Source organism: Novosphingobium sp. FW305-C-30-35, from assembly GCF_058783135.1.
This window is the reverse complement of sequence record NZ_JBYSYJ010000001.1, coordinates 610856-634531: the sequence shown is the minus strand read 5'-3', so window position 1 is coordinate 634531 and position 23676 is coordinate 610856. Positions and strand designations below refer to the sequence as shown.

General features: G+C 62.4%; 18 protein-coding genes. 9 read left to right on the top strand and 9 right to left on the bottom strand.

Annotated features, from left to right (window positions below; genetic code table 11):
- The first annotated feature begins 11 nt into the window (after nt 1-11).
- The 7 genes from AC3WLM_RS03125 (at nt 12) to AC3WLM_RS03095 (ending at nt 7483) form a co-directional block, all read left to right on the top strand.
- Nucleotides 12-1559, top strand: coding sequence for an acetyl-CoA acetyltransferase (locus AC3WLM_RS03125; protein WP_492476573.1), 1548 nt, complete (start codon nt 12-14; stop codon nt 1557-1559).
- A gap of 13 nt (nt 1560-1572) precedes the next feature.
- Complete coding sequence (locus AC3WLM_RS03120) at nt 1573-2763, top strand: CaiB/BaiF CoA transferase family protein (protein ID WP_492476572.1); 1191 nt, start codon at nt 1573-1575, stop codon at nt 2761-2763.
- Nucleotides 2764-2904: 141 nt separating this feature from the next.
- Nucleotides 2905-4854 (top strand): TadE/TadG family type IV pilus assembly protein, encoded by a 1950-nt coding sequence (locus AC3WLM_RS03115; RefSeq protein WP_492476571.1) that lies wholly within the window; start codon nt 2905-2907, stop codon nt 4852-4854.
- Entirely contained in the window at nt 4851-5435 is a 585-nt protein-coding gene (locus AC3WLM_RS03110) for a TadE/TadG family type IV pilus assembly protein (RefSeq protein WP_062343608.1), read from the top strand. The genes AC3WLM_RS03115 and AC3WLM_RS03110 overlap by 4 nt, the downstream gene beginning before the upstream one ends.
- A complete protein-coding gene (locus tag AC3WLM_RS03105) occupies nt 5429-6097 on the top strand; it encodes a TadE/TadG family type IV pilus assembly protein (RefSeq protein WP_492476570.1) in 669 nt (222 codons plus the stop codon). The genes AC3WLM_RS03110 and AC3WLM_RS03105 overlap by 7 nt, the downstream gene beginning before the upstream one ends.
- 125 nt (nt 6098-6222) lie before the next feature.
- Nucleotides 6223-6654, top strand: a complete 432-nt coding sequence (locus AC3WLM_RS03100) for a CHRD domain-containing protein (protein WP_492476569.1) — start codon at nt 6223-6225, stop codon at nt 6652-6654.
- Nucleotides 6655-6949: 295 nt separating this feature from the next.
- The gene (locus AC3WLM_RS03095) at nt 6950-7483 is read left to right on the top strand and encodes a hypothetical protein (protein ID WP_492476568.1); all 534 of its coding nucleotides are present in this window, start codon (nt 6950-6952) and stop codon (nt 7481-7483) included.
- A gap of 956 nt (nt 7484-8439) precedes the next feature.
- Here the strand turns inward: AC3WLM_RS03095 and AC3WLM_RS03090 are convergent.
- From AC3WLM_RS03090 to AC3WLM_RS03070, 5 genes are all read right to left on the bottom strand, one after another.
- Complete coding sequence (locus AC3WLM_RS03090) at nt 8440-9654, bottom strand: argininosuccinate synthase (protein WP_492476567.1); 1215 nt, start codon at nt 9652-9654, stop codon at nt 8440-8442.
- 90 nt (nt 9655-9744) lie between these two features.
- The gene (locus AC3WLM_RS03085) at nt 9745-10731 is read right to left on the bottom strand and encodes an MBL fold metallo-hydrolase (RefSeq protein ID WP_492476566.1); all 987 of its coding nucleotides are present in this window, start codon (nt 10729-10731) and stop codon (nt 9745-9747) included.
- 67 nt (nt 10732-10798) lie between these two features.
- Nucleotides 10799-12142: an aldehyde dehydrogenase family protein gene (locus AC3WLM_RS03080; RefSeq protein ID WP_492476565.1), complete on the bottom strand. Its 1344-nt coding sequence runs from the start codon at nt 12140-12142 to the stop codon at nt 10799-10801.
- A 114-nt stretch (nt 12143-12256) separates the two neighbouring features.
- Entirely contained in the window at nt 12257-13774 is a 1518-nt protein-coding gene (locus AC3WLM_RS03075) for an acyl-CoA carboxylase subunit beta (RefSeq protein WP_492476564.1), read from the bottom strand.
- A gap of 82 nt (nt 13775-13856) precedes the next feature.
- Nucleotides 13857-15131 (bottom strand): class I SAM-dependent methyltransferase, encoded by a 1275-nt coding sequence (locus AC3WLM_RS03070; protein WP_492476563.1) that lies wholly within the window; start codon nt 15129-15131, stop codon nt 13857-13859.
- Nucleotides 15132-15268: 137 nt separating this feature from the next.
- On the opposite strand from AC3WLM_RS03070, the gene AC3WLM_RS03065 reads away from it, so the two are divergent.
- Nucleotides 15269-17317, top strand: a complete 2049-nt coding sequence (locus tag AC3WLM_RS03065) for a S46 family peptidase (protein WP_492476562.1) — start codon at nt 15269-15271, stop codon at nt 17315-17317.
- A gap of 49 nt (nt 17318-17366) precedes the next feature.
- Here AC3WLM_RS03065 and AC3WLM_RS03060 read toward each other — a convergent pair whose 3' ends face one another.
- On the bottom strand, nt 17367-17741 hold the full coding sequence (locus AC3WLM_RS03060; RefSeq protein WP_039335167.1) for a glycine zipper 2TM domain-containing protein: 375 nt from the start codon (nt 17739-17741) through the stop codon (nt 17367-17369).
- A 214-nt stretch (nt 17742-17955) separates the two neighbouring features.
- The gene (locus tag AC3WLM_RS03055; protein ID WP_052242461.1) at nt 17956-19404 is read right to left on the bottom strand and encodes a porin; all 1449 of its coding nucleotides are present in this window, start codon (nt 19402-19404) and stop codon (nt 17956-17958) included.
- Between the two features lie 296 nt (nt 19405-19700).
- Between AC3WLM_RS03055 and lepA the strand changes: the two genes are divergently transcribed.
- Nucleotides 19701-21518, top strand: coding sequence for a translation elongation factor 4 (gene lepA / locus AC3WLM_RS03050; protein ID WP_039335165.1), 1818 nt, complete (start codon nt 19701-19703; stop codon nt 21516-21518).
- A 6-nt stretch (nt 21519-21524) separates the two neighbouring features.
- On the opposite strand, the gene AC3WLM_RS03045 is transcribed toward lepA, so the two are convergent.
- Together AC3WLM_RS03045 and AC3WLM_RS03040 are read right to left on the bottom strand one after the other, a co-directional pair.
- Complete coding sequence (locus AC3WLM_RS03045) at nt 21525-21797, bottom strand: hypothetical protein (RefSeq protein WP_193827992.1); 273 nt, start codon at nt 21795-21797, stop codon at nt 21525-21527.
- Nucleotides 21798-21861: 64 nt separating this feature from the next.
- Entirely contained in the window at nt 21862-23634 is a 1773-nt protein-coding gene (locus tag AC3WLM_RS03040; RefSeq protein WP_062343669.1) for a DEAD/DEAH box helicase, read from the bottom strand.
- Nucleotides 23635-23676: the final 42 nt, after the last annotated feature.

Here is a 23676-nt window from a genome sequence, read left to right as displayed (position 1 = left end):
GAAAGGATGCCATGCCCCTGTCGGAGAATACCCCGGTCATTGTCGGTGTCGGCCAGTTCGTCGAACGGGTCGACAATCCTGGATATGTCGGCCTGTCGTTTGCCGATCTGGCCGCTGCGGCCGCCCGGGAGGCTCTTGCCGACACGCAGGCAGGTGCGGCAGTTGCAGCGCAGGTGCAGGCGGTCGGTTCAATCCGGACGTTCGAGGAATCCGGAGCGATGCAAGTCCCGTTCGGGCGGGCGGACAAGCTGCCACTGGCAGTTGCGCGAAGGCTGGGCATCAAGCCGGAAGTCGCCATCCTCGAGAAGGTGGGGGGACAGTCTCCGCTGGCCTTGCTGGCCGATCTTGGGAACCGCATCGCGACAGGTGCCGTGTCGGCAGCCTTGATGTTCGGCAGCGAGGCGATCTCGACCGTGCGCCATCTCGTGGCCAAGGGCGAGACGCGGGATTGGGCCGAGAGCGATGATCCCGATGCCACCGGCGTCGAGTGGATCGACAAGGGCAGGGGCTTTGAGGGCACCCTTTCGGCAGCCAGCATTGCCCATGGCATTCGCGCGCCGGTAACGGCTTACGCATTGTGCGAGAATTCCCGGAGAGCCCGTCTTGGCCTATCGCGCGAGGCCTATGCCGAGGCGATGGGGAAACTGTTCGCGCCGTTCACGAAAGTTGCGGCAGGAAACCGTTACAGCGCAGCCGCGGTCAAGCCGATGAGCGCGCAGGAAATCGCCACTCCCGGCGAGCGCAATCGGATGATCTGCGATCCCTATCCTCTCAAGCTGGTCTCGCGCGACCAGGTCAATCAGGCGGCAGCGCTCGTGCTGATGTCAATCAAGGCCGCCCGCGCGGCGGGGGTGCCTGAGACCAGGTGGATATATCTTCACGGGGCCGCCCTGGCCAACGAGCGGGAACTGCTGGAACGGCCGGATATCGGGGCCTATCCCGCTGCAAATGCCGCCATTGCCGCCGCCTTGTCGCAGGCGAACGTGACGGCCGATGCAATCGCCGCTTTCGATTTTTATTCCTGCTTCCCCGTCCCGGTGTTCAATGCCGCGATCGACGGCCTTGGCCTTGCTGCAGATGACCCGCGTAGTTTGACGGTTACTGGCGGTCTTCCCTACTTCGGCGGAGCCGGCAACAACTACTCCACGCATGCGTTGGCAAGCATGGTCGAAATCTTGCGAGGCAAGCCTGGAGCCAAGGGCCTGGTAGGCATGAACGGCGGCTTCCAGTCCAAGTACGGCGCAGCGGTGCTGTCCAGCGACCCGCGTGAATGGCCGGGGTGCCTGAGTGCGGAACTGCAAGCTGAACTCGATGCAGTCCCCAAGGCCGCCATGGCGCTCGCGCCGCAAGGGAACGGCCGCATCGGCACATATACGATGACCTTCGCCAAAGGCGTGCCGGAGCAGGCCATCGTGATCGGTGAACTCGACACTGGCGGACGCTTCGTTGCCACCACACGCGATGCCACCACCGTTGCAGCGATGCTGGAGCGCGATCCGCTTGGCAGACCCGTGGTCATTACGACGGGTGAAAAGGCAAACAGCTTTGCGTTCGACTGAAAGGACAGGGCAGGTGGCGGAAAATCCGGTTCTCCTCGAGGGCATCCGCGTTGTCGACCTGACAACCGTGGTCTTCGGCCCATACGCCACGCAGATCATGGCGGATCTGGGTGCGGACGTGATCAAGGTCGAAGCGCCAGGCATTGGCGATGCGTTTCGCTGGTCGGCAAGAGCGGCTGTCACGCCGGGCATGGCACCGGCGTGGATGGCGCTCAACCGTGGCAAGAAGTCCGTTGCGCTCGACCTGAAGGACGAGGGCGACCGGGCCGTGATGCTCGACCTGCTGCGCGATGCAGACGTGTTCGTGGTGAACGTGCGGGGCAAGGCGCTCGAGCGGATCGGGCTGGATTACGAGGCGCTCAAGGCGATCAATCCCGGTTTGATCTATGTCCACTGCGTCGGCTTTGGCCAGGATGGTCCTTATGCAGACCTACAGGCCTACGATGACGTGATCCAGGCGGCCACCGGCACCGCCACGCTGTTGCCTCGCGTCGACGGCAACCCGCGCCCGCGCTATCTTCCGTCGCTGATCGCTGACAAGGTGGCAGGACTGCATGCCGCCTATGCCGCAATCGCTGCCATCGTGCACAAGCAGCGGACGGGCGAAGGGCAACGGGTTGAAGTGCCGATGTTCGAGGTGTTTTCAAGCTTCATGCTGCTTGAACACCTTGGTGGCCTGACATTCGATCCGCCCAATGGACCCGCAGGATACCCACGGCAGGTCGATCCCGATCGCCAGCCTTTCCCGACAGCCGATGGCTGGATCAGCATCGTTGCCTATACCGACGATGCGTGGATACGCATCTTCACGCTGCTGGGGCAGTCGGACTTCCTCGATCAGGAGCATCTCTCGACGCCGCAGCTTCGGCTCAAGGCGCAGCCGGAATTGTACCAGGCGATAGCGCGTTTCACGCCGGCCTTGCCGACTGCGGACATACTGGCGCGGTGTCATGCTGCCCAGATCCCTGCGCAAGCCGTACGCGATCTGGCAGACGTGATGAATGATCCCCATCTTCAGGAGACAGGCTTCTTCCGCCGACGCGAGCACCCGGTTGAGGGCGCCTATTTCGAGCAGGCCCCGCCTGTACGCTTCGAGGTTTCCGAAAATGGTAAATCTGTCTCTTTCCCTCCCTTGGCTGGCGCCGATAGTGAAGAGATCAGAGCTTACGGATGGCAGGCCTTTTCAGGCACAAAAGATGGTTAAGATATCTGTTTGTTTCTATTGATAAAACTACGGATTAAATCCGACTAAAGCTCCTATGAATTCCCGATAAAGGTAAGGTTCTGGAAACCGTCGAGCGCCGTTTTAGCCAATGTCAGAAATGGCAGGGGCAAGCGGGACGGCATGGCAAGGTTCATCAAAAGGCTTTTTGCGAGCAATGTCGGCAGCGTGCTGCCGATCGCCGCTGCCAGCGTGCCGGTCATCGTCGCGTTGATCGGCGGCGGGCTTGATATCAACCGCGTCTACAAGGCGCGCAACCGGTTGCAGTCAGCCTGTGATGCCGGCACGCTCGCTGGCCGCCGCGCCGTTACGACCAATGGCTATGACGCTGCCGCCCGGAACCAGGCGAATGCCTACTTCAATACCAACTTCGTGGAAGGTGAGCTTGGCGCGACCGGGACGACGTTTACCACGGCGTCGACCAATGGCGGCAATCTGATCTCGGGAACGGCTGCGACGACGGTCCAGACGGCAGTAATGAATCTGCTCGGCGTGGACACGATCCCTGTCAGCGTGGCCTGCAGCGCCACGATGGGTGTGGGCAACAGCGACATTACCATGGTGCTCGATACCACCGGCTCCATGGGCAACACGCTTTCCGGCACCAGCCAGACCCGCATTCAGGCGCTGCGCGTGGCAATGAAGAACTTCTACAATACGGTTGCCACGGCCACGCAAGGTTCGAACGCGCGAATTCGCTATTCGTTTGTTCCCTACAGCTCGTCGGTAAACGTCGGGCGCCTGATCTACAATCTCAACCCGGCATATCTGGCCGACACGTGGCCGATCCAGACGCGCGAGCCGGTCTTCAACACGATTACCGAGCAGGTCTTCACCGGCTGGTCTGCAGCGGTCAATACCAGCGAGCAGACCTACTCCACCGAGACCATCGGCAGCACATCGCAGCACAGTTCGACCAATTACAATTCGCAGGCCACCTGCAACAACGCGCGCCCTGCCGATGTTGCCTGGGCCAACAACGGCAGCGCGACAAGTTCGTCCAGCACGACGACGAATGGGGCGGGGCAGCAGGTCGTCACCACCACAACCACCCAACCTCAGCGCAAGACCACATATGTCTGCCAGCTACAGAGCAGCAACCGCTGGCGCGTGTTCTACTATTATACGACCCGCAACTTCATTACGCGCAATTATGCCACTTCGGATCCGATCTACGAGACACGCACCCGGCAGGAATTCTCGAGCTGGGCTTACCGGCAAGTCAGCAACGTCGATACCAGCGTTTACAAAACATTCACGGCGGTCAGCAAACCCAACGGCAGCAACGGGACGGCAGCCAGCTACACCTGGGGAGGCTGCATCGAGGAGCGCGAAAGCGATGCCACGAGCAGCATCAGCTACTCCAGCGTCACGGGTATGTCGCCTTCGACGGCGCTGGACCTTGACGTCGATCTTGTTCCGGATGGCAATCCTGAAACAAAGTGGGGGCCCATGTGGCCTGAACTGGCCTACTATCGAACGACGACGGTATGGGGCACAACATATCTCACCGATGCCGTGCAGACCTCGCAAGGGAGCAAGGCCTCGTCCTATTGCCCCCATCAGGCGCAACTGCTGTCCACCATGAACCAGTCGGCGTTCTACAGCTATGCCGATGCCCTTGCTGCTGCCGGTTCGACCTACCACGATCTGGGCATGCTGTGGGGGCTGCGGTTGAGTTCGCCGCAGGGACCATGGGCCGACACCGTGAACATCGCGCCGACCAACGGTGGCAAGGTTTCGCGCCACATCATCTTCATGACCGACGGGCAGATGGAGCCAAGCACCACGATCCAGTCAAGCTATGGCATAGAATGGCATGATCGCCGGATAACCGACGATGGCTCGAGCAACCAGGCTGCCCGCCACACGCTGCGCTTCCGCGCCCTTTGCGACAACGCCAAGGACAAGGGGTTTCGCGTTTGGGTGATCGCCTTCGCCTCGAGCCTCACTTCGGATCTGACGTACTGCGCATCGAGCAACAGCTCGTTTCTCGCGACCAATGCGACACAGTTGAACAGCGCCTTTCAGGAAATTGCGAAGAACGTGGGCGAATTGCGGGTGTACCAATGAGGAAACTTCGTAGCCTGTACGGCGAGGACGCCGGCGTCACCACCATCGAGTTTGCGATCGTGATGCCGACGTTTCTACTGGCGCTGGTGGGTTGCCTGGATCTGGGCCAGATGGTTTACGCCAAGGGCGTTCTCGATGGAGCGGTCGAGAAGGCCGCACGCGATTCCACGTTGGAGACCGGCGACACTTCCGTCGCCGACGCCAAGGTTGTCAGCGCCATGCGCCCGATCGTGCCCGGTGCGCAGGTGACTTCCACCCGCAAGAGCTATTACGACTTTGCCCGCACCAACAAGGGCGAGCCGCTCGACGACAAGAACGGCGATGGGGCGTGCTCACCGGGCGAGGGGTATACGGACGAGAACGGCAACGGATCGTGGGACGAAGATCTGGGGCGGTCGGGCAATGGCGGCGCGAACGATGTGATCGTCTACACGGTGCGGGTGCAATACGATCCCGTTTTCGCCATTCCCCTCCTGCCGCTTGACTGGAGCCGCCGCGAGATCTCCGCAACGGCAGTGAAACGCAACCAGCCTTTCGCTCTGCAGGACGGCAGTTACGGATCGACACCGCGCGTATGCTGAAGACATTTGCCGCCAGATTTGGCCATTGCGCCAAGGGCCTCGCCCGGGATCGCTCGGGCGTTTCGGTTGTCGAATTTGCGATCATCACGCCGTTCATCCTGTCGATTGCGCTCTACGGGCTTGAAGTGGCCTACATGAACTCTGTCGACATGAAGATCAGCGAGATAGCGCTCTCGCTTGCGGACAACGCTTCGCGCATCGGGCAGACTGACAACAGCGTGGTCACGCCGACAGTGAGCGAGGCCGACATCAACGAGGTCATGCGTGGCGCGCAGGAGCAGGCAGCAGGGCTTGATTTCGCAACCCGAGGCAGGATCATTCTCTCGAGCCTTGAACGCGACGCAGCGACGGGCAAGCAGTACATTCGCTGGCAGCGCTGCTACGGACAGCTCTCGCGGCAATCCGCTTATGGCAATGACAGCACGCGAAACGGTCTGAACGGTACGGCGCTGGCCGGAATGGGAAGTGGACCGACCAAGATCACCGCGTCGGCCAACAGCGCGGTGATGTTTGTCGAAGTCTACTATCAGCACCAGGGGCTTATGGGTGATCTGTTTGTCGACAATCCCGTTATGCGCAAGGAGGGGGCATTCCTCATCCGCGACAACCGCAACCTCACGCCGGGGGTTACCGGCACAGGCGGGGCGTATCCTTGTGGCTGACCGGAGCGTGGACTGACGGCTTGCGCGCAATGAATTTCCGCAAGCGGTGGGAGGGTGTAGTCTCCTGCAGGTGCCGTGAAGCCATGCTGAGTCGATGGCGAGCGGGCTGAACAGGAGAGACCTCGATGAAGCATGCGGATATTGCAGCGATTGCCGGAATGGTTGCTCTTGTCACTGGCGCGACCGGACCAGCCATGGCCAAGCCAGTAACGCTTGTCGCCACGCTCGGCGGCGCAGCCGAGACGGCGGGCGGCGACCCTGATGGCATTGGCGGCTTCAAGGCCGATGGCGACGACGAGACCGGTGATTTCTGCTTCACCCTGTGGGTGGAGAAAACCGAAAAACCGACCATGGCCCACGTCCATGAAGGCAACGCCGGAAGCGACGGCAAGCCGGTTGCCACGATCGAGGTCACCGGCAAAGACAGCGACAATTGCATCGCGATGGAACCCGAACTGCTGAAGAAGATCATCGCCGCGCCGGGCGCCTATTACGTCAATGTCCATACCGCCGATTTCCCGAAGGGCGCGGTGCGGGGGCAGCTTGAGAAGAAGTGAGAGTCCGGAGGCTGCGCCCGTGATCTTGCCTGATTTTCCGAAGGGCAATCGTGCCGTAGATAAAATGTCGTACGGCGATGTTCCCTGTTAGACGCGAGCGCTATTTGTGGAGCCGGTGAAAATACTACATCGATTGGCCGTCTTGCCACTGCTAGCTGTTTGCGCTTGCAAACCATTAGAGCTGCCAACTGATTCGGGCGACGCAAGCGGACAATTGCTCATACCCGAGCCTGAGCCGCTTTTTAGTACAACTTGCGCAGGCACTGGTTACTCCCGTGATGTCAGTGACGCTGGCTTGCCTGTCCGCGACGCTCCAAGCCCCCAAGCGCGTATTCTTGGTCGTCTCTACACATTGTCTGCCCAGCCCGAAGAAGATGGGAGCGATCCTTACGCTATAAGTTATGTGCCACCCAGTTTTCGCATCACCGATTTGATTGGCGATTGGGTGCAGATTGAAGGTTCGGATCCGGTGGGCGAAGGCTCGGGTTTGTCAAAAGAGAACTTCACTGGGCGTGGTTGGATACCCCGGTCAATGGTGGGCTACGCGGTAAGTGGTCCAGAACGTTCGGGTCGTACTGATTATGCGTATTCTGCCCCAGATTTTGGTGCTCAGGTAGTTGATGAATTCGGTGCCCTGAATGTCATTCACGTGTCTGATGAAGTGACCATGATAGCCTGCAAAGGTTCTTGGATTGAACTTCGCTACCGCAAAAGGATCCCAGAACCAGAGAATGCCCCTCCACTGAAACATCCACACGGCGATGGCCCTTGGGTAACCGGTTGGATGAAAGTTAAGCCCTATGTCACGTATCAAAAAGCGAAACCGTAACAGCTAGCGTCCAAGGTGCACGGCGAGTGGAAACCCGCCTGGCTCCCAAACAGCAAATGGGGGCCAGCATTGCTGCCGGCCCCCACTCTACGTCCGCTCGGGCTTGTCTCGTCGCGTTTGGCTTCGGCCCTTCCGCGCTGGTCCGTCATTGCTGACGTCCATGCGCCTTGTGGCTTTGCTCGTCGGAGCGCGCTTTGCGCGTGGTGGGCGTGTGGTTGGATGCCGTCCGGGGCGCGTAGCCCCTGCTTTCGCACAAGGTCGCGCCGCTATCCATCCTTCCGCCTATCCGCGCCGGTCGAGTGCCAGGCACTCCTCCGTCGCTCCGGTTTACCGCGACTGTTCCGGGTGCTCTTTCAAGCGGTCCGGAAAAAGCCGTCCGTGGGCGTTTCCCCTTTGTCTGGTTGCTCGCTCCCGACCTGGCTTTCACCTGGCCGGACGAACGCCGCCGATCGCCGGGGTGAAATGCTGCTCGCCATCCTTGTCTTCGCCGCATCGCGCTGGATGGAGGCCGAAGCCTGCCCGCGCGCTGTACCGTGGAAAACGATGCCGTTCCGCATTCCGTTTCCGATCACGAAGGCCGCAGTTTCGCGCATCCGCAGATCAGCCCGAAGGTGCCTGCCGGTTGGTTACGCTGCAAACTATCCGTGTTCGTATCGTTGCGCACTTAATCCTGAAAATTCAGAGGTTTGGGCCCTGAACTTTGGGGTTCGTGCGCTCTCGACAATCAAAAGCTGCGCCTGTTGCTCGAGTCGCGCAAGCAAAAAGTGCGGGAGTTATCCACAACCCCCGCACCTTTCGGTGGATAGTTATTGTGCAGCGCCGAAGCGCAGCACTTGGTGCTGCGTTCCAACCCTATCTGCACCACGCCCGCTCATCCTGAGCCTGTCGAAGGATGTCGCGCTGGACCAGCATCCTTCGACAGGCTCAGGATGAGCGGGATGGCAGTGGGCGGCGCCTTAGCGGCCTTGCTGAGCCAGAAGGCGCAACCGGAGCGCGTTCAGCTTGATGAAGCCGGCCGCATCCTTCTGGTCATAGGCGCCTGCATCGTCCTCGAACGTCACGTGGCGTTCGGAGTAGAGGCTGTCGGGCGACTTGCGGCCGACGACCGAGGCATTGCCCTTGTAGAGCTTGAGCCGGACCGTGCCGTTGACCCGGGCCTGGCTGTGGTCGATCGCTGCCTGCAGCATCTCGCGCTCAGGCGCGAACCAGAAGCCGTTGTAGATGAGCTCAGCGTACTTGGGCATGAGCTCGTCCTTGAGGTGCGCCGCACCGCGATCGAGCGTTATGCTTTCGATCCCGCGATGGGCACGAGCGTAGATCTCGCCGCCCGGCGTTTCATACATGCCGCGGCTCTTCATGCCGACGAAGCGGTTCTCGACGAGGTCAAGACGGCCGATACCATGCTTGCGGCCAAGGTCGTTGAGCGCAGTCAGAAGGGTGGCGGGCGACATGGCTTGACCATTGAGGGCAACGCCATCGCCCTTCTCGAAGTCGATGGTGATGTATTCCGGCTGGTCGGGCGCGTCTTCCGGGTTGACCGTGCGCGAGTAGACGTAGTCTGGTGTCTCCTCCCACGGATCCTCCAGAACCTTGCCCTCGGAGGAGGTGTGGAGCAGGTTGGCGTCGGTCGAGAACGGGCTTTCCCCGCGCTTGTCCTTGGGCACCGGGATCTGGTGCGCTTCGGCCCAGGCAATCAACGCGGTGCGGCTGGTGAGGTCCCATTCGCGCCACGGGGCGATGACCTTGATGCCGGGTTCGAGCGCATAGGCCGAGAGTTCGAAGCGAACCTGGTCGTTGCCCTTGCCGGTCGCGCCGTGGGCGACGGCGTCGGCGCCGGTTTCCCGCGCGATCTCGATCAGGCGCTTGGAAATGAGCGGGCGGGCGATCGAAGTGCCGAGAAGATAGTCGCCCTCGTAACGGGCATTGGCGCGCATCATCGGGAAGACGAAATCGCGCACGAATTCCTCGCGCAGATCGTCGATGTAGATGTGATGGTCGGGCACGCCCATCAGCTTGGCCTTGGCGCGCGCAGGCTCAAGCTCCTCGCCTTGGCCGAGGTCGGCGGTGAAGGTCACCACTTCGCAGTTGTAGGTGACCTGCAGCCACTTGAGGATGACGGAGGTGTCGAGGCCACCGGAATAGGCGAGGACGACCTTCTTGATATCGGACATGAGCGCTACGACTCCCGTGAAATACGCGCCGCGCGCCTAACAGGGAGGGGGCGGGGGTGCAAGGTTTGCCGGGATGTGGCTGCCTGACGATCAGGGCGCAAAGGCGGGCAGGGGCTTGTCCTTGTAGTAGCTTGCCAGTTTCTGCAGGTTCTCGCGGTGCGCCTCGCGATAGGCCCACCACAGGCTGACAGTGCCTGCCTTCAGTTCGGCCGGGATGAATCGCTCGATCGGCTGGTTGGCAAAATCCTTGTCGTGCGCGTGCTCGGCCATGCTCCGAATGTAATTGCGGGTCATGTCGATCAGGTCGGTGTCATAGCCGCCTTTGGCGATGATCGCCGGATCGCCATGGTTGGGCAGGATGCCCACCGGCGCCCATTCTTTCATCGCGCCGAGGTTGCGGTACTGTTCCGCAAGGCTTTCCGGTTCGGCAATGAAGGTCAGGGTATCTTCAAGCGTATCCCCCGCCAACAGGAGCCTGTCCTGCGGGAGCCACGCGACGAGGCCGTCGGCGGAGTGGATGTTCACCGGGCGCAGTTCGACCATATAGCGCCCGACACTGACCATTGTCGGTTCAGTGATGCCAACTTCGGGCACCTTCAACGGCGATATGGCTGGCGGGCCTTGCAAGGTGCCATCCTCGATCTGCGCCTTGTGCCGGATCAGCTGTGCCCGGGCCTTCTCCGTCGCGATCACCGTGCTGTCCGCATAAAGCGCATTGCCGCCGACGTGATCGAGATGCCAGTGGCTGTTGACGACGATGAAGTGCTTCACGCCGCGCTTTTCAAGCCAGGCGCGCACCTGCTGCGCCTGCTCGATGCTCGGGTAGGTGTCGTAGACCAGGGCCTCGGCGCCATCGACCACGGCATAGGTAGCGACGCCGACAAAATTCGCGCCATGGTCCGCCCAGGTGGCCTTCGACAGATCGACGCCTTTCTCTTCCGGACGACCGTCATAGAAGGCGATGAGGTGATCGTTGATTGGCAGGACGCGGACTTCGCCCGCGTGAACAGTCGTCACCGTCTCGAGCAAGAGCCCGATTGCCGCAAGTGCTCTCCTGATCGCCATGTCGTCCCTCATGCCTGTTTCAGACAGGCTAGGAAGCCACCGGGCGATCAGGAATAGGCCGAACGACGCAGAGTGCGCCTTACATGTGCCGGTAGATCGCCCGTTCGTGGCTGAAGCACTTGAAGCCGAAATAGCCGTGATAGCTGCCCATGCCGCTGGTGTTGACGCCGCCGAACGGCAGGTTGTTCTCAAGGTAGTGCGAGAACACCCCGTTCACGGTGACGCCGCCTGAAGAGGTGCGGGCGAGGACTTTCTCGATGTTGTCCTCGTCCTTGCTGTAGACGTAGAGCGCCAGTGGCTTGTCGCGTGCCTCGATGTAGCCGATGGCCTGGTCGAGAGTGTCGTAGGTCATCACTGGAATGACCGGCGCGAAGATCTCGTCCTGCAGGATCGTCATCTGCGGGGTGACGTCGGTCAGCATCGTCGGGTGAACGGTGAGGTCATCCGCGTCGAAGGTGCCGCCCACGGCGACGGTTGCGCCCTTGGCAACGGCGTCGTCGAACATCGCCTTCACCCGGTCGAAGTTTGCCTTGTTGACGACCTGAGCGATACTGTCCTTCTTCAGCGCGCCGCTTTCGTCATAGAGGTTCTTCTCGACGTTGGCGCGGAAGCCTTCGACCAGCGCGGCCTTCTTGTCTTCCTTCACGAACACGTAGTCAGGGCTGATGCAGGCCTGTCCGCCGTTGAACTGCTTGGCAGCGGCAAGTTGTGCCGCAATCTGGTCGATATCGGCGCTGTCGTCGACGATCACCGGAGACTTGCCGCCAAGCTCCAGCGTCACGCTGGTAAGGTGCTTGGCCGCTGCCGCCATCACGATCTTGCCGACGCGCGGGCTTCCGGTGAAGAAGATGTGGTGGAAGGGCAGGTCCAGCAGCGCAGTTGCCACGGAAACATCGCCTTCGAACAGGGCGACGTCCTTCTCGTCGAAGGCCTCCTTGATGATCACCGCAGCGATCTTCGCGGTGGCAGGGCACAGGTCGGTAAGCTTGACGATGCAGGTGTTGCCCGCCGCAATCGCAGCGGCGACCGGCCCGAGCGCAAGACCGAGCGGGAAGTTCCACGGCCCGAGGATGAGGCAGACGCCCCGCGCTTCATAGGCGATCTGGGCGCGGTCTGCCGGGTTGAGTGAGGTCTGGACTTCCGTCGGCTTCATCCACTCATCGAGATTGTCGATGTTGCGCTGGATGTTGGCGGTGACGTTGAGCACTTCGGTAACGCGGATTTCACCCACCGGCTTGCGGGTGTCCTCCAGCACGGCTGCCACGATGTCGTCGGCATGGGCTTCGACCGCAGCCTTGAGGCGCGCGAGCTTTTCCTTGCGCACATCGGCGCTCGAGGCCTTGGCTTCCCACATATGCGCTTGCTGGAGCGCGAACACGCGCTGGATGTCGGCGGAAAGGTCGGCGGCGGTAGGAGCGGTCATCGAAAGGCACCCTGATGAGATTTGATCGTTAGCCTAGCTAACGAACCGCCCCGCGAATGGCAACGTCTCAGCGATGTTGACCGCCCCAGCCCACCGCGCATTTCACCTGATGGCTCAGGGCAGGGTTCGCCACGCCAGATCGGCAAACTCGCACAGCAGGGGGCGGGTGTCGCGCGGATCGATGATGTCCTCCACGCCGAAACGCTCGGCAGTGCGGAAGGGCGAACGTACCCGGTTCAACCGGTCACGGATGCTTTCAAGGTGCGCTGCCGGGTCCTCGGCCGCCTCGATCTCGGACTTGTAAGCAACTTCGATGCCGCCTTCGATCGGCAGGCTGCCCCAGTCCCCCGAAGGCCAGGCAAAACGGTACTGGAAGCTTTCGGCGTTGCTCATCGCGCTGCCGGCGATTCCGTAGGCGCGACGGACGATAACCGAACAAAGCGGCACGGTGGCCTTGTAGATGGCGTTCATCGCCTGGACGCCATAGCGGATCGTTCCGGTGCTTTCGGCGGTGTGGCCGATCATGAAGCCGGGGTTGTCGACAAGGTGGACGACTGGCAGACGGAATTGGTCCGCCAGCTTGATGAAGCGTTCGGCCTTCTCGCTGCTGCGCGCATCCCACGACCCGCCGAGATAGCTGGGGTCGCTGGCCAGCACCGCGATTGGCCAGCCGTCAAGCCGGGCAAAAGCGGTGATGACCGCGCGGCCCCAAAGGCGGCCCATCTCGAACAGTGAGCCCTTGTCGACTACGGCATCGAGCAGACGGCGCATCGAATAGACCTGCTTCGCCTCGCGCGGGACAAGATCGATCAGGAAATCCGCTCTTCGTTCGACGGGATCGTTCGAGGCAAGCCGAGGGGCCGGAGCACCGGTATGGCTTGGCAGGTAGGAGAGGAACCGGCGCGCCCGGGCAAAGGCTTCGGCTTCGCTCGCGACTTCCTCATCAACCACGCCGTTGCGGGTATGAATGGCACTGCCGCCGAGCTCTTCCTTGCTGCGATCCTCGCCGATGGCCGATACAACCGCTGGACCGGCGGCGAATAGCTGCGACAGGCCCTTGACCATGATCGAGTAATGGCTGGCAACAACGCGCGCCGCACCGAGGCCTGCAGTTGGGCCGAGCGAAAGCGCGACGACCGGAACGGAGTCGAGGTTCTTGACGACATGACCCCAGCCCGGCGTCGCCGGAACGTAGGTTGCGCCGATATCTTCCAGCGTCCGCACCGATCCACCGCCGCCGGTGCCGTCGATCATGCGGATCAGCGGAATCTTGAGCGTGTGCGCCATCTGCTCGCACTGGATGAACTTGCGCGCGATGGCGGCGTCCGCCGCCCCGCCGCGCACGGTGAAGTCATCTGCGGAGGCAACGACCGGGCGCCCTTCGATGTTCGCGCGGCCGAAGATCAGGTTGGACGGAGCAAGGTCAAGCAGTTCTCCGTCCGATCCGTAAGCGCCCTTGCCGGCGATCTTGCCGATTTCGCGGAACGATCCGGCATCGACAAGACCGGCGATGCGGGCACGGGCATCGAGCTTGCCGCGGCCATGCTGGCGGGCGACCTTTTCGGCGCCGCCCATCTGCTCGGCCAGCGCCGCGCGGCGGCGCAATTCTTCGACCTCGGGTTCCCAGCTCAAGCGATGTCCTCTCTGTCTATAAGAGGCAGTTCACTCGATTTGCCCCAACAGCGCAATCGGCATTGCTTGACGCTTTCCGCGCCTACTCCGCCGCCTTGCGCTCCAGATGCCACTCCGGCGCCTCGTCCAAAGCTGACAGCCGCGCCCATTCCTGCTGCATGTAGTCGCGGGTCATAGGTAAGGCGCTCCGGCGCTTCACGCTCTGGATGTGGAAGTTGACCATGCCGCCGTGCCGGAAACTCTGTTCGGCACCGGCAAGGTAGAACTGCCACATGCGGAACAGGCGCTCGTCATACAGCGCGACGATTTCGTCCCGGTGCATCGTGGCGCGTCGATACCATTCGGCGAGCGTGTAGGCATAGTGGTAGCGCAGGACTTCGATGTCGCCCACTTCCCAGCCGGTCCTCTCCAGCGCCGAGACCAGTTCGCTCATCGCCGGGATGTAGCCGCCGGGGAAGATGTACTTCCGCGTCCACTTGTCGGTCGTGCCGGGCGCGCCCTTGCGGCCGATCGTGTGGGTCAGCATGATCCCATCGGGATCGAGCAGCTCGTTGGTCTTCGCGAAGTATTCGCCGAAGTTGGGTGCGCCGACGTGCTCGATCATGCCGACGCTGGTGATGCGGTCGAATTGGCCTTGCACATCGCGGTAGTCAATCAGCTGGAACTTGACCTTGTCGGCCACGCCAGCCTCTTCGGCGCGCTCCTGCGCGAATTTCACCTGATCGGGCGCAAGGCTTACGCCAAGCACTTCGCAGCCGAAGTGGCGGTTGAGATAGAGCGCAAGACCGCCCCAGCCGCAGCCGATGTCCAGCACGCGCATCCCTGAACTCTGCCCCGGCACAAGCCGGAGCTTGGAGGCGATCAGCGCCTTCTTGTCGACCTGAGCGCGCTCCAGCGTGTTCTGAGGATCGCGGAAGTAGGCCATGGTGTATTGCTGGTCCTCGTCAAGGAACAGCTCGTAAAACTGGCGGGTCAGGTCGTAGTGGTGAACGACATTCTTCGAGGCCTGCGCCCGCTGATTGATCTGGTCGATCCGCGAGACGACCTTGGACAGCGCCTTGCGGACCGGACCCTTGCGGTCGATGCCGCCCGCGTTGCTGGCATTGCCCATGACGAACAGGACGAAATCGCGCACGTCATGCGGCGGTTCGATGACCATGCGTCCGTCCATGTACGCTTCGCCCGCGCCGACTCGCGGGTCCTTGGCAACGTGCATGGCCGCGCCCTTGTCCGTGAATCGGATCTTCAGGGGCGGGGCGGTTGGCTCGCCGTAGGCGTACTCCTTGCCATCATGATCGATTACGACAAGCTTACCCTTGCGGATCAGCCTCTTGAGCATCTGGTCTAGCAGCCACATGCCCACAGGTTATGCGAAGCCGATCCTGTCGCAAGAGTTTATTGACGATGATTGCATGTAACATTGTCACTTTAAAATCCGTTCATGTCGTGCGATGGTCAATGCGATTGCAATTGTAACTTTCAGGACCGGGTGCCATGGCCAAATTCCGTCTTGCCGCTTCCGCCGCGCTGCTGTCGTTGTCATTCCATTCTGCGCAGGCTCTGGCTGACGAGGGCATGTGGACTTTCGATGCATTCCCGACGGCCAGGATGCAGAAGGACTACGGGTGGGCACCCGATGCGAAGTGGCTGGCCCGCGTGCAGGCAGCAGCAGTGCGCCTGACCGGCGGCTGTTCGGCCAGCTTCGTCTCGTCCGAAGGGCTGATCCTTACGAACCACCATTGCGTCGTCGAATGCGCGCAGGACAACTCGACTGACCAGCGTGATCTCCTGAAGGACGGCTTCGTGCCCGCCCGGCGCGAAGACGAACTCAAGTGCCCCGGCCAGCAGGCCGAGGTCGTGACCGCAATTTCCGACGCGACCGCACGGGTCAAGGCGGCGATCGGCAATTCCACCGGCGAGGCGCTGGTCAAGGCGCGCGATGCCGAAGTGGCGCGGATCGAGAAAGACGGGTGCAAAGACGGCAAGACCACGCGGTGCGAGGTGGTAACGCTGTTCGGCGGCGGCCAGTACAAGCTCTATACCTATCGCAAGTATTCCGACGTGCGCCTGGCCTGGGCGCCACAGTTTCAGGCGGCGTTCTTCGGGGGCGATCCGGACAACTTCAACTACCCGCGCTATGCGCTCGATGCCGCGTTCCTGCGGGCCTACGAGAATGGCAAGCCGGTTCCAACTCCTGCCCATCTCTCATGGAACTCTCGCAAGCCGAAGGTAGGCGAAGCGACGTTCGTGGTGGGCAACCCGGGGGCAACGCAGAGGCTTTTCACCACTGACCAAATTGCCTTCCAGCGCGAAGTCGGACTTCCGCTGACAACCACCATCCTGTCCGAACTGCGCGGGCGCCTGATTGCGGCAATGGACAAGAGCCCGCAGCAGAAGCGCGAGGGCGCCGACGAACTGTTCGGGATCGAGAACAGCCTCAAGGTCTATATCGGGCGGCAGAAAGCGTTGAACGATACGGCATTCCTCAAGATGCTTGGCGATGCCGAGGCGGACCTGAAGGCGAAGACCATGGGCAAACCGGGGATCGGCGATCCCTGGGCCGATACGGCAAAGGCAGTCCAGTCCTATCGCGACATCTATGTGCCGTGGCGCTTCATCGTGCCGCATTCGGCGCTGATGGATCAGGCCATGAAGCTGGTGCAAGGCGCGGCAGAGCGGGAGAAGCCCAATGCCGAGCGCCTGCCGGAATTCCGCGATTCCAGCCTCGAACTCACGGCCAAGACGCTGCTCGACGATGCACCGGTCTATCCGTGGATGGAGCAGCTGGAACTGGCATGGAGCCTGTCGAAGGCGCGCGAGTATCTTGGTGCCGACGATGCTGACACCCGGCTGTTGCTGGGTAAGGAGTCGCCGGAGGCTTTGGCCGAGCGACTGGTTGGCGGGACGACGCTGGCCGATCCGGCGGTTCGCAAGGCGCTGTGGGAAGGCGGCCGCAAGGCTATCGAGGCGTCATCCGACCCGATGATCGTCTATGCCCGCAAGATCGACGCCCGAGAGCGGGAACTGAAGAAGCTGGTGGACGAACGCTATGCCGGACCTCTGGCCGAAGCAGGAGCCCGGCTCGCCGATGCGCGGTTCATGGCCTATGGCAACAGTGTCTATCCCGACGCCACGTTCACGCTGCGCATCAGCTATGGCAAGGTCGAGGGCTGGAAGGAGCGCGGGCAGGACGTTGCGCCGGTCACCACCATCGGAGGTGCCTTCGACCGGGCGACCGGTGCCGAACCGTTCGATCTGGCCAGTGCATTTGCGGCGAACGAGGCGAAGATCGACAAGTCCTTGCCGTTCGATTTCGTCACGACCAACGACATCATCGGTGGCAATTCGGGATCGCCGGTAATCGACCGCGACGGCAGCGTGATCGGCGCGGCGTTCGACGGTAATATCCATTCGATCGGTGGCAACTACGGCTATCAAGGTGAAGTCAACCGGACCGTCGTCGTCAGCACTGCAGCGATCCAGCATGCGTTGGACGTGATCTATCCGGCCCCCGCGCTGGTCAAGGAACTGGCGCGCAAATAGCAAAAGGGCGGCCCTTGCGAGCCGCCCTGATGCTTGAAGCTGAATTCGCTTAACGGCAGCGACCACCACTCCGTTCAATCTCGCGCCCGAGCAGTGCGCCGCCCGCTGCGCCGAGGATCGTACCCAGAGCGCGATCGCCCCGCGTATCAATGGTGCGGCCCAGCAGCGCGCCGCCTGCAGCGCCGATGATCAGCCCGGTCGTGCCGTTGTTGCGACGGCAGTAGTAGCGTCCGTCACGACCGCGCCACACGGTATCGCGGCTGCTGATGCGACGCGGCTCAAGGTAGCGGCCACGGCTGTCATAGATGCGGTCATGCTTTGCCCGGTGACCGTGGGCAGGAGCCCAGTGCGGGGGATCTGCCAGCGCCGGTGCGGCGGGAAGAGCGATGGCGGCCAGGGTTGCGGCCAGAATGGTCTTTCTCATGGGATGCTCCCGTAGTCGAAACGATGCTTGCAGTTCGGTTGATCCGATTTGCTGCGACAACGGCGATCCTTGCGACACGATCCACAACGTCGGATGAACAGGGACGGCATCACCGCGGCAAGCGACGATCCGCCTCTTGCCTGCGATAAGCGGACGCCCAAGGACAGGCATTTTCGCGGTGCCGGACCGACCGGCACCATTCAGGCCCACATGATCAATAGTTCCACTGCACCTGCGCGCGGATGACATCGCCCTTGGCCTGCCCGGTCCGTCTCTCGTCTGCTTCGGTACGCGAGACGTTGGCATAGTTGAGCGTGACTTCCAGTTCCTTCAACGGGAGCCACTCGACGCCCACCTCGTACTCGTCCGTTTCGAGCCGTGGCGCGTTGATCGCGCTCTTCCAGCCGCCGCGATACTTCTGCCAGCGCGCAAACGGAATGAGCTGGCCGATCGGGGTTTCCGGCATGCGGTACATGGCCATGACATAGCCGCCGGACGCCCGCTGCGAACGGATGGCGCCAAGCGTGCGGTCCCATTGCGGTGCCGTCCCGAAGGTCCATTCGGCCTGGATGCCGAAGGGCTTGGGATAGATCATGCCGTGGAAGTTCACGTGGTTGTCGTCATAGGAGATCGTCGAGACGCCGCCGGTGCGGACTTCGGGTCGGAACTGGTTGCGCATTGCGGTCACGCCGAATTCCGCGACCTGGCCGTCGAGGCCGATGCCGTCGAGCCGGAACGGCACCGTCGCCATGGCGACCGTCATCAGACCGCCGTTGCGTTCAACCTTGTTGATGCCCTGGCCGTTGTACGCGGCAATGGCGAAGGCGCCGTAATTGCCAAACAGCTTCTGGCCATCCTGGGTAAGCTCGTCCCAGATCTTCTGGATCTTCGGCGGGGTGTAATAGAGGACGGCGCCAAGATCGCGTTCACCGGGAACGGGCGCGTTGATCGCATCGGTACGATCCAGCGGCACACGGTTCGAGGAGCTCTGGAGGTTCTCCCAGCCATAGGGCACCTTCGACTGGCCGAGACGCACCTTCAATGTCTTGGCCTTGTCGAGGAACACGTCTGCATAGGCATCGCGCATCTGAAAGAAATGCTGGCGCGATTCATTTGCCGACTGGTTGCTGACCGCAGCCGCCATATCGCCTTGCATATAGAGCGAGACGCGGTCGGAGATGTCACCCTGCACGACAAGGCGAGCACGGCGCAGCGTGAAGTTCCCATTCTCGCTGATCCCGCTGTCCTGCACCGAGCGCAGCCTTGATACTCCTGCAGGCGCGTTCTTCGGCCCGCTGACGATCTCGTTTAGGCGCATCTGGGTGTAGCCCCGGATCATCAGCTTCTCGTGCCAGGCCTTCTTCTTCTTCTCGACCGGTGCGGCGCTGGCCAAGGCAACGGGCGTGGCCGTCGGCGCCGTCGCAGCAGGATTGGTCGCAACAGGCGCCGCCGGGGCAAGAGGCGTGGTGGTGGCCGGCGCGGCCGCTATTTGCGGAGCCGCCTGGGCCGCCTGCATTGCCTTGACGATGGCCTTCAGTTCATCGACCTGGCGCTGAAGATCGGCGATCTTTGCGTCCTGATCTTCGGCCGCTGCCGCGATCTGCGGCGCAGACAGGAAGACGGTTGCTGCCAACGCCGCCTTGAACGCCTTGCTTGCCGACACTTTGCTTCTCCGTTCGCTGTGTTGCCGGTGCCGCTAGGCGCTGAAAATGACGAGTTTGTGACAGCCAGTTGACGCAATGGCAGATTCCGCTTCGTAGAATTCGATTTATCCATATGATTTTCAATGGAAAAATAATATTTCGGCTTTGTGTCCGATGTCGAGAAACTGACGCACATCTGAAAAGAATCGCGTCTCGGGGCTTTCACCGATGCAGACTCGGGCCATCGTGACTCGCTGGATCACACCTGCTAACGGCGCTCCGGTGCGCACCGCACCGCTTTCATTCAAAGACCGACATGACCGACCTTTCGCTGATCCGCAATTTCTCCATCATCGCCCATATCGACCACGGCAAGTCGACGCTGGCGGATCGTCTGATCCAGTACACCGGGGGGCTTTCCGAGCGTGAGATGTCTGAGCAGGTGCTCGACAACATGGATATCGAGAAGGAGCGCGGCATCACCATCAAGGCGCAGACCGTGCGCCTTGATTACAAGGCCAAGGACGGAAAGACCTATCAGCTCAACCTGATGGACACGCCCGGCCACGTCGACTTTGCCTATGAAGTCAGCCGGAGCCTTGCCGCCTGCGAAGGCGCGCTGCTGGTCGTGGACGCGGCGCAGGGCGTGGAAGCGCAGACGCTGGCCAACGTCTATCAGTCGATCGAGCACGATCACGAGATCGTCCCGGTGATCAACAAGATCGACTTGCCCGCCGCCGAGCCCGAAAAGGTCAAGGCCGAGATCGAGGACGTGATCGGCCTCGACGCCAGCAACGCCGTGATGACCAGCGCCAAGTCGGGCATCGGCATCGAGGAAGTGCTGGACTCCGTGGTCGAGCGCATTCCCCCGCCGAAGGGCGATCGCAGCGCACCGCTCAAGGCCATGCTGGTGGACTCGTGGTACGACCCGTACCTCGGCGTCGTCATCCTCGTTCGCGTGATCGATGGCGTGATCAGGAAGGGCCTGCAGGTCAAGTTCATGGCCGGGGGGACCGAACACCTGATCGACCGCGTCGGCTGCATGCGGCCAAAGATCGAGACGCTCGACGAACTGGGTCCGGGCGAGATCGGCTTCATCACCGCGCAGATCAAGGAAGTGGCGCAGGCCCGCGTGGGTGACACGATCACCACGGTAAAGCAGGGCGCCAAGGAAGCACTGCCGGGCTTCAAGGAAGTGCAGCCGGTCGTGTTCTGCGGCATCTTCCCGGTCGATGCTGCAGAGTTCGAAAAGCTGCGCGAAAGCATCGCCAAGCTGCGCTTGAATGACGCATCGTTCAGCTTCGAGATGGAATCGAGCGCAGCATTGGGCTTCGGTTTCCGTTGCGGCTTCCTGGGATTGCTGCACCTCGAGATCATTCAGGAGCGTCTCAGCCGCGAGTATGATCTCGACCTTATTACCACTGCACCATCAGTGGTTTACCGCATCCAGCTGCGCGCCAGCCGCAACGATGATGCGCGCGAGATCCTGCTGCACAATCCGGCCGACTATCCCGATCCAAGCCGCATCGAACAGATCGACGAACCGTGGATCAAGGGCACCATCTATACGCCGGACGAGTACCTCGGCTCGGTGCTCAAGCTGTGCCAGGACCGGCGCGGCGTGCAGACCGGGCTGACTTATGTCGGCGGGCGTGCGCAGGTGACCTACGAGCTGCCGTTGAACGAAGTCGTGTTCGATTTCTACGACCGTCTCAAGTCGATCAGCCGTGGCTATGCCTCGTTCGACTACGAGCAGATCGGCTTGCGCGAGGGCGATCTCGTCAAGATGAGCATTCTCGTCAACAACGAGCCAGTCGATGCGCTGTCGATGATTGTCCACCGCAGCGCGGCCGAAGCGCGTGGACGCCACATGTGCGAGCGCCTCAAGGACCTGATCCCGCGCCACCTGTTCAAGATCCCGGTGCAGGCAGCCATCGGCGGCAAGGTTGTTGCCCGCGAGACGATCGCGGCGATGCGCAAGGACGTTACCGCCAAGTGCTATGGCGGCGACATCACCCGCAAGAAGAAGCTTCTGGAAAAGCAGAAGAAGGGCAAGGCCCGCATGCGCGAGTACGGCAACGTCTCGATCCCGCAGGAAGCCTTTATCGCCGCCCTGCGGATGGGCGAGGAATAAACCGCCTTACTGCGGTTGCGACTGCATTGGCGTTGTGCCGTCAGCCGAGGAGCGGTCCTCGGCTGGTGCGTTCACAGGCGTGTCCGCGCCGGTGCCTGACGGAGTCCCCGTCGGGTTTCCGTCATAGGCGCCGCCCATGCCCTGGTTCTCAGGAATATCCTTGGCGTCCATGGGCTGTGTCGGCGTATCCGCCGCGTCGCACGCACCGAGCATCAGTGCAAAGGGCAGGGCCAGCGCCCCGATCAGGCGGAAGGTGGCAGGCTTGGGCATCAGGGACATGTGAAAACTCCGGCTCGAACATCATGTCCAAGCCGGAGCAGGCGATTCCGTTCCACGAGGTTGATCAGCGTGGCTGCGCAGGGCCCTTGCGATGCGGCTTGCCTTGCGGACGCTGGCCGGCCGGGTGAGGGCGGCGCGGGCCGCGATGGTCGTCGCCGCGACGGTCGTCGTTGCGCTGGAACTTGCGCGGGCCGTCATTGGCGCCGCGGCGATTGTCGCGCGCCATTTCGCGCGGACCATCGGGCGCGGCTTCGATGTGGATGCCGTTCTCGTCCTCGCCCTTGGGATCGGCGGTGCGGCGCACGGCATCGGCGAAGCGGTCGGCAATGGCGCGAGGGACCTGGAACCAGGTATCGTTCGGCGCGATGCGGATCGCGCCGATTTCCTGGCGCGAGACGTGACCGCGACGGCACAGCGTCGGCAGGATCCAGCGCGGATCAGCGTTCTGGCGACGGCCCACGTCCATGCGGAACCACACCACATCGTCAAAGCCGGGGCGGTGCGCGGCCTGCTTGCGACCTTCGTCGGTGCCGGAGAGCAGCTCTTCGGGCTGGGGCAGGGCGGCGCGATGGGCGCGGACCAGAGCGGCGGCCAGTTCCTCGGCGCTGCGCTGTTCGAGCAGGGTGCGGGCGATATCGAGATCGGCCTCGTCCGGCTCAACCGGTGCGAGGATCGTTTCGAGCAGGCGTTCGCGGTCCTGCGCGCGGATCGCTTCCGGCGTCGGCACTTCGGCCCACTCGGCGTTGATCTTGGCCCCGCGCAGCATCATCTCGACGCGGCGGCGGCGCGGGAACGGCACGATGAGCACGGCCGTGCCCTTCTTGCCGGCGCGACCGGTCCGGCCCGAACGATGCTGCAGCGTTTCGGCATCGCGCGGAATCTCGACGTGAATGACGAGGCTCAGCGAAGGCAGGTCGATGCCGCGCGCGGCCACGTCGGTGGCAACGCAAACGCGAGCGCGGCGGTCGCGCAGGGCCTGCAGCGCGTTGTTGCGCTCGGACTGGCTGTGCTCGCCCGAAAGCGCGACGGCGGTGAAGCCGCGTTCAACCAGCGTGGCATGGAGGCGGCGGACGTTGTCGCGCGTGGCGCAGAACAGCATCGCGGTTTCGGCCTCGTGGAAGCGCAGCAGATTGACCACGGCGGCTTCGATCTCGGCAGGAGCAACGGCGACGGCGCGGTAGGCGATATCGCCATGGCCACGATTTTCGCCAACGGTGGAGATGCGCAGCGAGTTCTTCTGATATCGCTTTGCCAAGGCCTCGATCGGCTTTGGCATCGTCGCCGAGAACAGCAGCGTGCGGCGGTTTTCCGGCGTTGCGTCGAGCAGTTCCTCGAGGTCTTCGCGGAAGCCCATGTCGAGCATCTCGTCGGCTTCGTCGAGCACGACGCAGGCGAGCGCGGAGAGGTCCAGCGCGCCGCGTTCGAGGTGGTCACGCAGGCGGCCCGGCGTGCCGACGACGATATGCGCTCCGCCCTGCAGCGTGCGGCGTTCGCGAGAAGGGTCCATGCCGCCGACGCAGGTGGCGATGCGCGCGTGGGTCGGCGCATAGAGCCACTGCAGTTCGCGGCTGACCTGCAGCGCGAGTTCGCGGGTTGGCGCCACGACCAGGGCCAGCGGCGCGGTGGCGAAGGGGAGGGCGCTTTCGTCGCCGATCAGTTCGGGCGCCATGGCAAGGCCGAAAGCCACGGTCTTGCCCGAGCCCGTCTGCGCCGACACGACAAGGTCGCGCCCCGAAGCTTCGGGTTCGGTAACGGCAGCCTGGACGGGCGTAAGCGCCGTATAGCCATGCGCTTCGAGTGCCTGCGCGAGCGGGCTGGGGAGGTGTGCAAAAGTCATCGTCAAAATCGCCATTCCTGCCGCCGAAGCGACATTCGCATA

What these genes read in the sequence shown, in the direction of transcription:
- AC3WLM_RS03115 (WP_492476571.1), top strand. Translation starts at nt 2,905, where the DNA reads ATGGCAAGGTTCATCAAAAGGCTTTTTGCGAGCAATGTCGGCAGCGTG.
- AC3WLM_RS03085 (WP_492476566.1), bottom strand. Translation starts at nt 10,731, where the DNA reads ATGAGGGACGACATGGCGATCAGGAGAGCACTTGCGGCAATCGGGCTC.
- AC3WLM_RS03040 (WP_062343669.1), bottom strand. Translation starts at nt 23,634, where the DNA reads ATGACTTTTGCACACCTCCCCAGCCCGCTCGCGCAGGCACTCGAAGCG.
- AC3WLM_RS03045 (WP_193827992.1), bottom strand. Translation starts at nt 21,797, where the DNA reads ATGTCCCTGATGCCCAAGCCTGCCACCTTCCGCCTGATCGGGGCGCTG.
- lepA (WP_039335165.1), top strand. Translation starts at nt 19,701, where the DNA reads ATGACCGACCTTTCGCTGATCCGCAATTTCTCCATCATCGCCCATATC.
- AC3WLM_RS03070 (WP_492476563.1), bottom strand. Translation starts at nt 15,131, where the DNA reads ATGTGGCTGCTAGACCAGATGCTCAAGAGGCTGATCCGCAAGGGTAAG.
- AC3WLM_RS03125 (WP_492476573.1), top strand. Translation starts at nt 12, where the DNA reads ATGCCCCTGTCGGAGAATACCCCGGTCATTGTCGGTGTCGGCCAGTTC.
- AC3WLM_RS03105 (WP_492476570.1), top strand. Translation starts at nt 5,429, where the DNA reads ATGCTGAAGACATTTGCCGCCAGATTTGGCCATTGCGCCAAGGGCCTC.
- AC3WLM_RS03060 (WP_039335167.1), bottom strand. Translation starts at nt 17,741, where the DNA reads ATGAGAAAGACCATTCTGGCCGCAACCCTGGCCGCCATCGCTCTTCCC.
- AC3WLM_RS03110 (WP_062343608.1), top strand. Translation starts at nt 4,851, where the DNA reads ATGAGGAAACTTCGTAGCCTGTACGGCGAGGACGCCGGCGTCACCACC.
- AC3WLM_RS03065 (WP_492476562.1), top strand. Translation starts at nt 15,269, where the DNA reads ATGGCCAAATTCCGTCTTGCCGCTTCCGCCGCGCTGCTGTCGTTGTCA.
- AC3WLM_RS03080 (WP_492476565.1), bottom strand. Translation starts at nt 12,142, where the DNA reads ATGACCGCTCCTACCGCCGCCGACCTTTCCGCCGACATCCAGCGCGTG.
- AC3WLM_RS03100 (WP_492476569.1), top strand. Translation starts at nt 6,223, where the DNA reads ATGAAGCATGCGGATATTGCAGCGATTGCCGGAATGGTTGCTCTTGTC.
- AC3WLM_RS03090 (WP_492476567.1), bottom strand. Translation starts at nt 9,654, where the DNA reads ATGTCCGATATCAAGAAGGTCGTCCTCGCCTATTCCGGTGGCCTCGAC.